The sequence below is a fragment of the uncultured Anaerococcus sp. genome (assembly GCF_947253225.1).
GTDB lineage: Bacteria > Bacillota > Clostridia > Tissierellales > Peptoniphilaceae > Anaerococcus.
The window spans coordinates 1-14,653 of sequence record NZ_CAMXYR010000001.1; the positions used below are offsets into that span (position 1 = coordinate 1).

Below are 14,653 nucleotides of genomic sequence, written 5' to 3' on the forward strand. Positions count from 1 at the left end.
CGTCGGCAGCGTCAGATGTGTATAAGAGACAGGCTCAGGATGTTTTTAATATTTAGCCTTTTATTTTCACTATAAGTGAAAATCTGATATATTATTTAGTAAAATAAAACATATAAAAAAAACCTTGAGATTTGCTCTCAAGGCTTTATTTGCTGTACTTATTAAATTTTTTTAACTAAAATGTAAATCCAAAATATTTTTCAACCGCCTCGTGTTGGGTACCAAATTTTAGTTTTTCTACTTCATCAGCTCCCATAATTATCTCTACTAATCTTAGGGCAAGGTAATTTGTTACTGCTGCTCCTCTTCCTGTAGTGATGTTCCCATCGGTTACCACGATTTGGTCATCAATATATTCACCAGTATTATCCATCTCATCTTTCATAGATGGGAAAGAAGTTGCTTTTTTATCTGTAAGAACTCCTGCTCGGTTTAGAACTACAGGACCTGCACAGATTGCTGCAAGAATTTTCCCTTCTTGGTTGAATTTTTTAATTAATTCTATTACTTTATCATTATCCCTAAGGCTGTAGGCTCCATTGGTTCCTCCAGGAATATAGAGACCCATATAGTCATCAGGCTTGATTTCATCAAACATAAGATCAGCCTTATAGGAAACATTCTGACTAGTTAGAAGATTTAGGTCTTTTTCTGTTGAGGCTAGCTCTACTGTAATTCCAGCCCTCCTTAAATAATCTACTACTGTTAAGATTTCTATAGTTTCGTTGCCATTGGCAACTACAATTAAAAATTTGTCCATATTTTCTCCTTTATTTTCTACTTGTGGTAGGGATGGTTGTTGATTATCCTGTAGGCCCTATAAATTTGCTCTGCAAGAATTACCCTCATCAATTGGTGGGGATAGGTCATTTTCCCGAAGGATAATTTCTTATTTGCCCTTGCACTAACCCTAGGACTAAGACCGTTTGATCCACCTATCACAAATACCAAATCCCTACCAAAGCCTTCCAGCATTTCTTCTTTTATAAAGTCAGCAAAGCTCTCGCTAGTCATTTCCTTGCCAAGTATTTCAAGACTTACTAGGTAGGCCTCATCCTTGATTCTTGCAAGAATCCTATCAGCTTCCTTATCTTTGATTTCCTCTAGCTCTTTTATAGATAAATTTTCTGGTGCCATCTCATCTGCGACTTCTATAATTTCTATTGCATTGTAGGCCTTCATCCTCTTTAGGTATTCAGATATGGCATCCTTGTAGAATTTTTCCTTGATTTTTCCAACTGCTACAATCTTTATATTCATTAATCTTCCTTGATATAGGAGATAAAGGCCTTATACACTTGGCTAAAGCCTTCTTTAACTAGGGAATCTTTGATGAAATCTTTAATTTCTGAAGTCTTGTAGACTTTTCGTGATCCAGAATGAATTGCTTTTACAACATCATCTACGATTATTGCAAGGTCTGACGAATTTAGGTCATACTTGTGCTCTCCAGCTGCATTTTTGATAGACCTTTCAATTTTTTCTCTAGCAAATTTTTCTATAGCTCCAGATTTTTTGATAACATAGGTTGACTCTTTATCCTCTAGCATTTCTCCTACAAGATCTGTATCGAGAGTTTTCAAATCATTTTTGATATCATCTAGGCTAATATCATTTTCTTGCATATAGCTTTTTATCAATTGGCTTAATTTAGTCATCATTTCCTCCTAAAGCTCTTTTTATAATTATACCCAAGATTTTCCTTACTAAAAAAATTGGCAGATATCTCCGCCAATTTCTTAATTTGCCCTAAGGGCTTCTATAGCTGATAATCTAGTGGCTCGTCTTGCTGGAATGTATCCTGCGAGAACCCCAACCATTGAAGAAAACCCTACTCCTACTAAGGCAAGCCAAATAGGTATTAGGATAATCTTTGCTGGACTTCCGTCGCCTGATGCGAATATATCAGCATTTGCTGCTAAAGAATTGATTACAAGGCCTACAAGTATGGATATTAAAAGACCGACTATCCCTCCAAAAAATCCAATAAAGCCTGATTCTATCAAAAACAAAGACCTAACATCATCAACAGATGCTCCAATAACCTTCATTACCCCTATCTCTTTTTGCCTTTCGTAAATGCTCATGAGCATAGTGTTGATTATACCAATCGCCGAAACTATAAAGGCAACTGAACCTATACCACCTAGGATTAGGGTAACAATCATATTTGTTTTCTTAATTTCTTCTGCAGAATCGGAGGATGATTGAGTCTGAAAGCCAGCTTTTCTGATATCATCTTCAATTTGCTTTAATTTTTCAACATCTTCTACCACAACCTTGAGATTGTCATAGGCAATTTTATCTCCAGCTTTATGATCAACTGGTCTACCCTGATTGTCAAAATTCTGGTTTAATTGAGAGTTGGCAAGCTTCTTATCTTCCTTTTGGAGCTTCTTATAAAAATTCTCATTTACAACAGAGGACCATCCATCAAAGAAAGACTTAGAGTTCATCTTGCCAGCAAGCTCTATTGGAATATCAACAAATTGAGGTTTATTTTCATCTTTGTTCTCATCATCCTTGCTAATAAAGTTAACCCCATCGTCATTTTCATCTCGCCATCCCAACCTTAAAAGGTACTTGTGGGCTTGGTAGTCGAAATCATTGACGGGATCTTCCGAATATCCACCAGAAGTCTTTTTCATTTTGGAGGCCTGAACCTGAGAGCCTATCAGAATCTTATCCTCAGACTTAGTCATCTTCTTTCCCCAGACCAGCATATCGCTTGTGATTTTATCTATTACCCTATCGGGTACTACTTGAATTTCTCCACTAAGGGTATAAGACTCATCATCCTTGGCCAAAATTTGACTATAAAAAGTCTTGTAAGGAATAACCGCCCTTATCCCCTTTATTTGTTCGAGTTTTGAAATACTAGCTTGATCTACCTTGCTCGTACCTCCGTTTCTTTCCGTAAGGATTGTAATGGAAGTTAGACTACCGAAAGAATCTATCATGTCTTTTTGTTGCTGGTTGATTCCTAGAGCAAAGGCCATCATTAGGATGATGGAACTAGCTCCGATAACAACAGATAAGATGGTAAGAATTGTCCTAGATTTCCTTCTAACTAGGTTTCTTAGGGCCATCTCCAGCCTATCACTGATCTTCATCTTCTAATAATAGCTCCTCATCCTTTTTAGCCTTTCTCTTTTTCCTAAATAAGATTATAAGTAGAACTAAAAGAACTAGGAGTCCTCCCCAAAGAAACGGACTATGGAAAACTGAAGAGCCTGTATCTTGTGGGGCATCTCCAATCATTTCTCCAGTTTTTGGATCGACCATTCCAGGTTCTGTCATGCTTGCTCCAACTTCTTTTTCAAAGTCTTTGACCTCTGTGTGTTCCTTGCCTGTGGAATCCTTGTAAGTGATTTCAATCTTGCCCTTTACCTTGCCTTCTTTTTCTGGAGTTAGGTTAAAGGATAAGCTTTCTTGGCTTCCTGCATTGAAATTTCCAATAAATCTCTCGTCCTCATCTACAGTAAATCCTTCTCCCTTGACCCTAAACATCACAGTGTTGAGGTTGTCCTTGCCTGTATTGTAGAGGTTTACAGAAACTGCTGTGGGACTTCCTTGACTTAGCTCGTCCATCTTAACCTTACCAAAGTTAATTCCAGCCTCTTGGACAACAGGAATACCGATAGATTCTTGTGTCTTGTATTGGTTGCCCAAGTAATCCTCATACTCCATAGTCAAATTTACTACATAGCTTCCAGGATTTGCATTTGGTAGAACATTCATATCAATACTCTTACTAGTCCAATTCCAAGGGTATAGGGCTGCTACATAAAAGGTATTAGACCTTCCAATTGGCGTAAAAACTGACCCATCACTTGTCAGATTAGCGTTATTTTGACCTGAACTCTGAGGGGCAGAAGCCAAAGTCTGATCTATTGTAACCTTGAGATTGTAAATAGTATTTTCGTTGTTGGTGTTGTAGAGGGTGAAGGTCAAATTGAAATTCTTACCAGCTTCTACAATATTAGGACTTAGTTCATAATTTGAAATTATAAGCTTGGGTTGGTTGACTATGCCATTGTTGGTTGTTTCTTGTTGGCTAGAGCCTGTCCCAGCTTGACTGTTTGCTTGGTTTTGTGTGTTATCTTCACCCATCATTTTCCAATACCTCATCTATAGTATATTTTTCGTGGACTTTTTCTAGGCGTCCGTCCCTCATAAAGAGGACCTTATCTGCAAATTCTGTCATTTCATCATCATGGGTTACCATGATGAAAGTCTGCTTATTTTCTCTGATAATTCCCTTGATTAACCTCATAATCTCAAAACTCGTCTTGGTGTCGAGGTTTCCTGTCGGTTCATCCGCAAAAATTATCCTAGGTCTGCCTACAAAGGCCCTTGCTATTGAAACTCTTTGCTGTTGACCACCAGAAAGTTCATTTGGCTTATTATTCATCCTATCGGCAAGCCCAACTTCTTTTAAAATTTTGTAGGCTTCTTTTTTTCTCTCTTCCTTACCAAGACCCTTAAAGGTCAAAGGCAAAGATACATTCTCCCAAGCTGATAAGTAGGGAAGGAGGTTGTAAGACTGAAATACAAATCCAACATTCAAGTTCCTAAATTTTGTAATTTGATTTTCATTAAGGTCGGTTAGAGATATATCTCCATATTTTATTGTTCCCTTAGTCGGTCTCTCAAGACCTGCCAACATATTTAGAAGGGTAGACTTGCCCGAACCGCTCGTGCCGAGAAGGGCGACAAACTCCCCTTGATTTATATCTAGGTCGATCCCATCTAGGGCCTTTATAATATTATCACCTAGCTTATAATATTTTTTTAGCCCCCTAATTTCAATTAGGCTCACGCTTATTCCTTGTTCTCTTCTTCCTTTTTGAAGTGAGGGTTTTTCTCCTTTATATAGGTCTCATACAAGTCTTTATCTAATACTATATCAATCTCACCAATAAGGTTTTCGACATTATCTTCAGTAAACTTCCTCTTAAAGCTATAAAGTCCATCAGAATCATCTGCCGCAAAGATTCCGCCCATATCATAGTAGGTGTAGCCATTTTCTGCTGCATATTTAACTTCTTCATAATTTATTTGGTAGTTTTGCCCGAGGTCCTTATGGTCATTACTAGAACCTCCATAAAGAGCAAGAGCCCTATTACCATAACAAATAAGCATGGACGTACACACTGGCTCTCCCTCATAGAAACATCCAGATAGTCTTATTTCATCCTTGAAATTATCATAAAGACTTTCAAAATATGAATAAGGTCTATGGTTGATACCAGCTCTTTGGGCAGTTTCTACTGCTTGCTTATAGAGAATATCAACTCCTTTCTTATCAAGTTCTCGGGTTTCGATGCCATCCCTATAAGATTTTCTTGTATGCTTTCTAGTATTTTTGGAAAATTTAGCAAATATTTCTTCAGCATCCCTTCCGTTTATATCCAAAACCATATTCATAAGGGGTTGGGAAGAAGTTGTCTTATCATGTCTAATAATAATTCCTTTTTCCTTATATTTTTCAACTAAATCTTCATCCATTCTTACTAGAGGGTCAATCCTTAGTAGAAAACCGTCATTTTCCCTCGCAAAATCACTAGCTTCTTCAATAAGTTTCATGACAAGGTCAATATCATTAAGGTCTGCCACAGGTCCTCTAGTTGCATAAAAGAAATTCTTACCCACCTTGCTATCTCTTATATAAATAACAGATAAGGCTCCCTTAATTTCGCCTGCTTCTTCTACATAGAAATACACGCTATTCCAGTTCGCTTTAATATTTGCCCAACGCATATCTTGCATGAAATTCCCATAAGGTGAATGCTTGATAAAGTCGTTATATTTTTTCACCAAGTCAGGATTATTTTTATCTAAAATCATATATTGCTCACTTTCAATTTTCTAGTAACCAAACTGTTATGGTCTATACCATACATTTACTTAATTATAACAAGAAGATAGATTTTTTTCAATATTTTTCTTTCCCAAGTTCTATTGGTAAATAACTCTTCCTTCTTCATAAAACCAGGTAATCTCCCTATATTCTCCATCATAGATTTTAAAAATCTTATCCATAGATTCTGATAGTCCATCCATGCTTTTCATCTTGTCGTAGGAAGTCCAAAATAATTTCCCTTCCCTATTCTCCTCGATTAATTCTCCAGAAAAATCGCTCGTCTTATAAATAAAACCAAGATCCCTATTCTCTCCATAAATCCAACTAATCACACCAACAAGCTCTGGATTTTTGATATCGAGATTGGTCTCCTCCTTGGCCTCTCTTATAACGGCATCGGTAAGGCTCTCTCCTTCTTCAACCTTACCACCAGGAAAAGTAAGACCTTCCCAGCCATATTTTTTGACCTTGTCAAGAACAAGAACCCTCTCATTAACTTCATCACAAATCATTACCATATTCATAAGTTTAGTTTGCACTTTTCTTTCTCCTATATTTCTACCTTATAAAATCAAGACAAAATAAATACAAAAAAAGTGAGCCGAAACCCACTTTATTCTTTTATAATCTTTCAAGCTTGATTTTTATAAACTTATCGTTTAGCTCTATATCTTCGCTTGCTAGTTCTTTTCTTTCGAATTTGTCTGCTAGAGTTTCTTTTTTGATTTCATCAGCAAATTTTTCCAAAGATTTAGCTAGGTCATCATCAGCTTGGTAGGAAATATTTATCCTATCTGTAACTTCAAAGCCACTATCTTTTCTCATATTTTGAACTTTTGATGTAAATTCTCTCGCATATCCTTCATCACGAAGGTCTTCTGTAATTTCTGTATCAAGGATTACAAAGACGTTGCCGTCCATTTCTACATCAAAACCTTCCTTGGCTGTTATCCTGATGTCGAGATAGTCTTTAGTAACTTCAAATTTTGTATCTCCCAGAGTGATTTCTTGTGGACCTTTTTCTACTGCTTCGATAAAGTCTTTAGCATCAAGGCTTGCTAGGAATTTGGCAAAGGCGTTGACTTGTGATTGGAAGATTTTTCCTACAACCCTAAAGTCTGGTTTTAGGAAGTAGTCCATAAAGTCTGATAGGTCATCTTCAAAGTCCACTTCCTTGACGTTAAGTTCCTCTTTGATAAGGCCTGTAAGGTCTGAAATCTTTTCCTTGTAAGCACCATCTACGATGATTTTTGCAAGAGGTTGACGAACCTTGATGGTTTCTTTTTCTCTTGAGGCACGACCAAGGTTTACCATCTTTCTTACAAGGTCCATTGCCTCTTCGAGGTCTTTGTCTACCATGCTTAGATCAGCTTCTGGAAGTAGGCTTGTGTGAACTGTTTGTTCGTCAGTTAGGGACCTGTAAACTTCTTCTGCTATAAATGGTGTGATTGGTGCTATTAGTTGTGAAATTGTAAGGATTGAGTAATAGGTCGTCTTATAGACTGCCTTTTTGCTTGCAGTAAGGTCTTGGGACCAGAATCTCTTTCTATTTCTTCTGATGTACCAGTTTGACAAATCTTCTACTACAAAGTCTGAGATTATATGAACTACCTTGTTGTAGTCAAAGACTTCCATATATTGGGTGTAGTCCTTGATTAGGGTGTTTAGTTTTGAATATAACCACTTGTCAATTTTTTCTAGGTTGATATCATCAAAGTTTGCTATATCTTTGGCTGTAAGCTTGTCGGTATTGGCATAAAGGCCAAAGAAGTTGTAGACATTCTCAAAAGTCCTAAAGAAGTTATTCCTAACTTCGATCAAGCCCTTTTCGTCAAATTTAGTTTGCATCCAAGGTGGTGATACATAAAGAGAATAAAATCTTACGGCATCTGCCCCGTATTTATCAAAGAGGGCAAATGGATCGAGGGTATTTCCTCTTGATTTACTCATCTTTTGACCATTTTTGTCAACTACTAGGTCATTTACTAGGACGTTTTTGTAAGGGGCTTTTCCTGTTGTTATTGTGGAAATTGCCATTAGGGAATAGAACCAGCCTCTTGTTTGGTCGATTCCCTCACAGATAAAGTCTGCTGGGAAATATTCTTCAAAGTCATCCTTATGTTCAAATGGATAGTGAAGTTGGGCAAATGGCATAGCTCCAGAGTCGAACCAAACGTCGATTACGTCAGGTACCCTGTGCATGGTGCCTCCACACTTATCGCACTTGATTGTAACATTGTCCACATATGGTCTGTGAAGTTCTATATCTTCAGATATGGTTTCGTTAGCACGTTCTTTAAGTTCTCTCCTTGAACCTACTGTGTCAGTATGGCCACAATCATCACATTTCCAGATATTTAGTGGAGTTCCCCAATATCTTGACCTAGAGATTGCCCAGTCTTTTACATTCTCAATCCAGTTGCCAAATCTCTTATCTCCGATAGTTTGTGGGAACCAGTTGACTTCTTTGTTGTTTTCCATCATAGCCTTTGAGAACTTGCTCATTTCGATATACCAAGATGGTTTTGCGTAATAGACTAGTGGGGTGTGGCATCTCCAGCAATGTGGGTAGTTGTGCTCTATAGTTTGCTTAGCAAAAACCTTGCCCTCTTCTTGGAGGTGTCTCCAGATTTTTTCGTTAGTGTCGAAGATAAATTCGCCTTTCCAAGGAGTTTCTGTAAAGTTTCCTTCAAGGTCTACTGGTTGAACAAAGGCAAGATTATATTTTCTTCCGATTTGATAGTCGTCCTCACCAAAGGCTGGAGCAGAGTGAACTATTCCTGTACCATCTTCTGCAGAAACATAGTCGGCAAGGGTTACTATGAAGGCCCTTTCTTCTCCAACATTCACATATGGCATAAGTTGGTCATATTCCCAATATTCCATTTCTTTGCCAGCAAATTCGTCTACTATTTCATATTCCCTATCTCCCATGAGTTTTTCGACAAGGGACTTGGCACAATAATAGTAAGAGTCATCTTCCTTGACAAAAACCTTAGCGTAGGTTAATTCTGGATGAACTGAGAGGGCAACATTTGATGGAAGAGTCCAAGGAGTTGTTGTCCATGCTAGAAAATATTCATTAGCTGTCCCTTTTTTCTTAAATTTGACAGTAAGGGTGATTGTCTTATCCATTTGGTAGCCTTGGGCAACCTCGTGGCTAGCTAGACCTGTTCCACAACGAGGGCAGTAAGGCATAACTTTTGCTCCCTCATAGATGTAGCCATTCTTGAAGGCCTTATCTAGGAGGTACCATTCTGTTTCTATGTAGTCGTTATCCATTGTTACATAAGGCTCATCCATGTTGTAGAGAAAGGCCATCCTGTCGGACATCTCCCTCCAAAGGTCTGAATATTTCCAGACAGATTCCTTGCATAGGTGATTGAATTTCTCTATTCCATATTCTTCTATATCATTTTTGTCGTGGAAACCTAAAGTTTTCTCGACTTCGATTTCTACTGGCAGACCATGAGTATCCCAACCTGCTTTTTTGAGAACCTTGTAGCCCTTCATATTTTTGTACCTACTAGTCATATCCTTTAGGGTACGAGCTATAACGTGGTGGATACCTGGCTTACCATTGGCTGTTGGTGGTCCATCAAAGATTATGTATTCTTCTGCATCCTGTCTTGTTGTGAAAGTTTTTTCAAGAAGGCCAAGGTCTTTCCAATATTGTTCGACTTCGCCCTCCCTTTGTCTTACCTTCTTGCTGTCTAAAGATTTGAATTCTGACATACTTACTCCTTTAAAATTTCTAAAAAATAAAACCGCCCTTAAAAAGGACGGTCCACCGTTTTAATAAACAATTTAACGCAATTGCAACGTAATAAACTACTAATTCATTTACTAGACTAGAAGATGATCTTCACCTAGCACGCCTCTAGCAGCTTTCACCTACCCTGCCTCTCTTTTAGATTAATCCTAAGTTACTCTTCTTCATTTCGTCCTATTTAGTTAATAATATAATACTAATAAAGAGGTGTTTGTCAAATACCTCACTAGATATGCCTAATTATTTTAAACTTCTCCAAATTGTAAATATCAAAATCGTCGATATTTGCCTTGTCCTTGGCATCTGCAAACATTTGGTAGTCACTTTCATAGTCATTTCTATAAACTATTACAGGATTGTTGGAATAGTTTAGGTAAAGACCGTGGTATACTCCGAAGTCTTCCATCTTTTTGATTGGCATAACCTTATTAATTTCTAAAACTTGGATATATATATCATCCAAGTCCTCTTCCTTTATGGCAAGAGCATTGTTGAAAATTCCGAGATTCACTGTTTCATAAATCACATCTAAGGCGATATTGGCACGAGTAGGATAAATTGAACCAGATCTTTCTCTCTTATCTGCCTTACTTATTTCAATAATTACACCATTGTGATTGTCCTTAAATTCCTCATCATATCTGTCTAGGTATTTTCCTGTTTCAAGATAATATCTTAAGGAATCAAAGGCTAGTTTTACTAATTTGTCCATATTCATTATAATAACTTTTCTATATCCTTTTCCATATTCTCAGGCTTCTTATTTGAGCCAAACCTTGCTACGACCTTGCCTTCTCTATCAACTAAAAACTTAGTAAAATTCCACTTGATTGCCTTAACTCCAAGTCCATGTTGCTCATCCTTGAGGAAGGTATAGAGAGGGGATTCGTTTTCGCCATTTACATCAATTTTCTTAAATCTATCAAAGCTTGTCCCAAATTTTAAGGAACAGAAGGCATCAATTTCTTCATCAGATTCTGGGGCTTGATTTGCAAATTGATTACAAGGAAAATCTAAGATTTCAAAACCTTGGTCCTTGTATTTTTTGTAGAGGGCTTCAAGAGCATCATATTGCTTTGTGAAGCCACAGTGAGTTGCAGTATTTACAATTAGTAAAACCTTACCCCTATATTTTTCAAGAGAAATTTTATTATCATCTTTATCTAAAACTATAAAATTATATATACTGGTCATATCATTCTCCTTCTTTCTATATCCATTATACAACTTGCTTCTGATATTTCAGAATATTGTTTTTATAATTTCTCAAAGAAAAACCACCAACCCACCTTCTCTAAGAATTATTACATATCAAGGAGAGATAAATGTTCAAGAAAACAATGGGTCAGTGGTTATTTATTTTTTTATTAAGACTTATTTATCCCAAGCTGGTAGCCAAGCACCCTTGGTGATTTCTTCCATGTCTTTTACTGTTTCTTCTGTTTGATAGTATTTAACAAATTCCTTATAGGCTTCGTTGTTTTCATCTTCTTTTCTTGCTGCTATCAAGTTAATGTATTGTTTTACAGAATCTGCTTTAGGGTCTTCAACAAAGATTGCTTTTTGTTTATCTAGTCCAGAATCTAGGGCAAAGGTATCATTTACTGCTGCCACATCAACATCTTCAAGGCTTCTTGGAGTTTGAGATGCATCCATTTCAACTAAGTCTAGGTTTTTAGGATTTTCTTTTACCTTATCAAGACCAATCAAATCTCCAGGTTCTCCATCAACTTTGATTAGTCCAGCTTCTTGGAGTAGGAATAGGGCTCTTGATCCGTTTGATGGATCATTTGGTATAGCAATTTTTGCTCCTTCTTTTAATTCATCTAGGGATTTTAATTTATTTGAATATAGTCCCATTGGAGCAAGCATTGTATTTCCTATAGAAATAAGGTCAGAGCCTTTTGACTTATTAAATTCATCTAGGAATTTGTAATGTTGGTAGGCGTTTAGGTCTATATCTTTTGCAAGAAGAGCCTCATTTGGTTGGCTGTAGTCTGCAAATTTTACAAGTTCTACCTTGTTGCCTGTTGCTTTTTCGTATCTTTTGATAACTCTTTCCAAAACTTCGTTGTACTCACCAACTACCCCTATTTTGATAGTTGTTTTTCCGTCTTTGTCTGTCTTAGCTTGTTCAGTTTTAGCTTCCTTGCCAGCTTCTTTTGTCTCATTGTTCTTTGCTCCACAAGCACTGAAACCAACTAATACAGCAAGTGCTAGAGCGATTTTTGCGATTTTTTTCATTATTTCCTCCATTTTTTTATTTTTATATTATTAAAGATTTCTAATCTTAATAACCTATCTTGGTTTGAATATTGGGATTACTGCTCCCTTGTATTCTTTTTCAATTATTTTTTTTGTTGCGTCTGTTAGGTAGTAATTATTTACAAAGTTTTTGATGTCTTCATTATCCTTATTCTTTTCCTTGACTGCTATCACATTAATGAAGTTTTTGGCTCTTTCATTATTTGGATCTTCAAGAAATATTGCATCTTTAGTTGGAATGAGTCCTGCTTCCATTGCCATGTCTGAGTTAATTAGTGCTATGTCAACATCTTCAAGGGCTCTTGAAACTTGGTCAGCTGGAAGTTCAACAAAGTCAAGGTTCTTAGGATTTTCTTCTATATCATATAGGGTTATGAAGTCTCCAGCATCTTTTTTAATTTTTATCACTCCAGCAGATTCTAGGATATAGAGAGCTCTGGAATTGTTTGATGTCTCAACAGGAATAGCAACCTTTGCTCCATCCTTCAAATCTTTTATATCTTTAATTGTTTTTGAATAAACCCCCATAGGTGAGATTATTGAATCAGCAAGATAGGTAAATCCTGCCTTTTGGTTTTTATTGTAATCTTCTATAAATATATAAGTCGCAAAAGACGAAAGGTCAATGTCTCCATCCTTTAGAGCGTCGTTTGGTTGGTTGTAGTCATTAAATCTTACAAGCTCAATCTTCTTACCTGTATCTTTTTCATACCTTTTGATGGCATCTTCATATTCTACATTTCTCTCTCCAACGACTCCAAGCTTTAGTGGTTTGCTTGTTTCTTTTGCAGGTTCTTTTGCACTATTTTTCCCTGCCCCACATCCACCTAGTAAAATTACTAGGCCAAGTATGGACAAACTTTTAAATATCTTCTTCATCTTTCCTCCTAATGGCTAGTTTTTCTAATTAATAGATTGCTCACTGCCTGAATTATAAATACTATTATCAAAATAATTACAACTGATATTAGAACAACATCATCCTTATATCTTTGATATCCAACAGCTATGGCGAGATCTCCTATTCCACCTCCACCGATAAGTCCAGCCATAGCAGTTAGACCTAAAAGTGAAATTAGAGTTATAGATGAGGCTCTTATTAAGGAAGGAAGTCCTTCTCTTAAATAGACTGATATAATTATCTCAACAGGGTTTTTGCCCATAGCTTCTGCAGCTTCTATAACTCCAGCGTCTACTTCTGCCAAAGCTTGTTCAACTTGCTTAGCAAAAAATGGCACGGTTGAAAATATTAGTGGTACAATTGCAGCAGTTGGTCCAATCCTTGTGTTAACAATCGCCTTTGTAATTGGAGCAATCAAGGCTAGCAATATTACAAAAGGTATTGCCCTAAAGGTATTTGTCAACTTATCAAGAATGGAATAAAGGATCTTATTTTCGAGAATCCTGCCCCTATCTGTTACAACAAGAATGACCCCAAGTATTAGTCCAAATATTCCTGCAAATATTGCAGAAACAACCAGCATATACAAGGTTGCCCAAGTTTCTTCTACTATCCTATCTGAAATTGATAAGGCATAATCAAAGTATCCCATCTTTACCTCCTAAAATTCTTACTCTTACTTCTCTTTCATCCAAATACTTAAACACTTCTTCTAAATTTTCATCCTTACCCTTGAAGGTTACAATCAAGTTTCCTACAGGAGTTGCACTAATAAATTCGATATTAGCCGCAAGAATATTTGTCTTTATCTTAAACTTATCATAGATTTCATTGATAAGAGGCTCAGTCGTGCTTGCTCCAAGATAATTTAGCTGGACTAGGGTTTCATCTTCTCTCAAAATCCCAATATTTTCTTTAACGTCTGCAATAGTTTGGTCGACATTGGTTGAAGTTTCTACAAACTCTCTTGTGAGCTTTTCCTTAGGATTTGAAAAAATTTCTAAGGTTGTTCCCCTCTCAACGACCCTACCATTTTGCATAACTGCACACTTGTTGCAAAGCTCTTTTACAACTTCCATCTGGTGGGTAATGATAACTATGGTAAGCTTCAATTTCTCATTCAAGTCCTTTAGAAGAGCTAGGATTTGTTTGGTTGTCTTTGGATCTAAGGCACTTGTAGCCTCATCACAAAGAAGAATCTCAGGCTCAGACGCCAAGGCCCTAGCTATGGCACATCTTTGTTTTTGTCCTCCAGATAGTTCTCTAGGATAGGCATCTACCTTATCCCCAATGCCTACAAGGTCTAAAAGCTCTTTGGCTTTTTTTATCTTATCTTGCTTAGAAATTTTAGCCTTCTTTATAGGAAAAATTACATTATCCAAAACTGTAAGATTATTCAAGAGATTAAAGTGTTGGAAAATCATCCCTATCTTTTTTCTTTTTTCTCTTAGTTCTTTATTGCTAAGGTCTAAGAGCCTTTCCCCATTAACAAGCACTTCACCAGAAGTAGGTCTTTGGAGGAGATTTATTGTTCTGACCAAGGTTGACTTACCAGCTCCAGAAAATCCTACAATTCCATAAGCGTCTTGCTTTTCAATCTTCAACGAAACATCATCGACTGCCTTAAAGCCATCAAAGTCGACTGTAATATTGTTTAACTCAATCATAATACCTTCCTAAAATAATAATAAAAAAAGTCCCCAGTTTCCAATAGGAAACTAAGGACGAAAATTCGCGTTACCACCTTAATTCATAGACATTCACACACCTATGCTCTCATCAAGTACATACATACTCTACTTCTGTAACGGGAAGAACCGTACGACTCTAATATCGAATCGTCCCATCA

15 protein-coding genes and 1 other annotated feature (1 of these 16 cut by a window edge) are annotated in these 14,653 nt (G+C 36.8%); all 15 genes read right to left on the reverse strand.

The genetic code is table 11. The annotated features are described in order from the left end of the window. Positions 1 to 175: 175 nt before the first annotated feature. A complete protein-coding gene (locus Q0W95_RS00005) occupies positions 176 to 760 on the reverse strand; it encodes a DJ-1 family glyoxalase III (RefSeq protein WP_297788181.1) in 585 nt (194 codons plus the stop codon). A gap of 17 nt (positions 761 to 777) precedes the next feature. Further along, positions 778 to 1,260 (reverse strand): 23S rRNA (pseudouridine(1915)-N(3))-methyltransferase RlmH, encoded by a 483-nt coding sequence (gene rlmH / locus Q0W95_RS00010; RefSeq protein ID WP_297788183.1) that lies wholly within the window; start codon positions 1,258 to 1,260, stop codon positions 778 to 780. After that, positions 1,260 to 1,658, reverse strand: coding sequence for an ATP cone domain-containing protein (locus tag Q0W95_RS00015; RefSeq protein ID WP_297788186.1), 399 nt, complete (start codon positions 1,656 to 1,658; stop codon positions 1,260 to 1,262). The genes rlmH and Q0W95_RS00015 overlap by 1 nt, the downstream gene beginning before the upstream one ends. Before the next feature lie 81 nt (positions 1,659 to 1,739). Continuing rightward, positions 1,740 to 3,113 (reverse strand): ABC transporter permease, encoded by a 1,374-nt coding sequence (locus Q0W95_RS00020; RefSeq protein ID WP_297788188.1) that lies wholly within the window; start codon positions 3,111 to 3,113, stop codon positions 1,740 to 1,742. Beyond that, positions 3,100 to 4,116, reverse strand: a complete 1,017-nt coding sequence (locus tag Q0W95_RS00025) for an LPXTG cell wall anchor domain-containing protein (protein ID WP_297788190.1) — start codon at positions 4,114 to 4,116, stop codon at positions 3,100 to 3,102. The genes Q0W95_RS00020 and Q0W95_RS00025 overlap by 14 nt, the downstream gene beginning before the upstream one ends. Beyond that, positions 4,106 to 4,822 (reverse strand): ABC transporter ATP-binding protein, encoded by a 717-nt coding sequence (locus Q0W95_RS00030; protein ID WP_297788192.1) that lies wholly within the window; start codon positions 4,820 to 4,822, stop codon positions 4,106 to 4,108. The genes Q0W95_RS00025 and Q0W95_RS00030 overlap by 11 nt, the downstream gene beginning before the upstream one ends. A gap of 2 nt (positions 4,823 to 4,824) precedes the next feature. Next, the gene (locus Q0W95_RS00035) at positions 4,825 to 5,850 is read right to left on the reverse strand and encodes a peptidoglycan bridge formation glycyltransferase FemA/FemB family protein (RefSeq protein WP_297788195.1); all 1,026 of its coding nucleotides are present in this window, start codon (positions 5,848 to 5,850) and stop codon (positions 4,825 to 4,827) included. 111 nt (positions 5,851 to 5,961) lie between these two features. Then, positions 5,962 to 6,405: an NUDIX domain-containing protein gene (locus Q0W95_RS00040; protein ID WP_297788197.1), complete on the reverse strand. Its 444-nt coding sequence runs from the start codon at positions 6,403 to 6,405 to the stop codon at positions 5,962 to 5,964. Between the two features lie 82 nt (positions 6,406 to 6,487). Beyond that, the gene (gene ileS, locus Q0W95_RS00045) at positions 6,488 to 9,601 is read right to left on the reverse strand and encodes an isoleucine--tRNA ligase (RefSeq protein WP_297788199.1); all 3,114 of its coding nucleotides are present in this window, start codon (positions 9,599 to 9,601) and stop codon (positions 6,488 to 6,490) included. Positions 9,602 to 9,864: 263 nt separating this feature from the next. After that, a complete protein-coding gene (locus tag Q0W95_RS00050; protein WP_297788201.1) occupies positions 9,865 to 10,350 on the reverse strand; it encodes a hypothetical protein in 486 nt (161 codons plus the stop codon). Between the two features lie 5 nt (positions 10,351 to 10,355). After that, positions 10,356 to 10,832: a glutathione peroxidase gene (locus Q0W95_RS00055; protein WP_297788203.1), complete on the reverse strand. Its 477-nt coding sequence runs from the start codon at positions 10,830 to 10,832 to the stop codon at positions 10,356 to 10,358. Positions 10,833 to 11,012: 180 nt separating this feature from the next. Beyond that, entirely contained in the window at positions 11,013 to 11,882 is an 870-nt protein-coding gene (locus tag Q0W95_RS00060) for a MetQ/NlpA family ABC transporter substrate-binding protein (protein WP_297788206.1), read from the reverse strand. Positions 11,883 to 11,936: 54 nt separating this feature from the next. Then, entirely contained in the window at positions 11,937 to 12,782 is an 846-nt protein-coding gene (locus Q0W95_RS00065; protein ID WP_297788209.1) for a MetQ/NlpA family ABC transporter substrate-binding protein, read from the reverse strand. Between the two features lie 8 nt (positions 12,783 to 12,790). Further along, positions 12,791 to 13,456 (reverse strand): methionine ABC transporter permease, encoded by a 666-nt coding sequence (locus Q0W95_RS00070; RefSeq protein WP_297788211.1) that lies wholly within the window; start codon positions 13,454 to 13,456, stop codon positions 12,791 to 12,793. Next, positions 13,443 to 14,471 (reverse strand): methionine ABC transporter ATP-binding protein, encoded by a 1,029-nt coding sequence (locus Q0W95_RS00075; RefSeq protein WP_297788214.1) that lies wholly within the window; start codon positions 14,469 to 14,471, stop codon positions 13,443 to 13,445. The genes Q0W95_RS00070 and Q0W95_RS00075 overlap by 14 nt, the downstream gene beginning before the upstream one ends. A gap of 50 nt (positions 14,472 to 14,521) precedes the next feature. Continuing rightward, positions 14,522 to 14,653: a binding site (T-box leader), on the reverse strand; it runs 98 nt beyond the window's last position.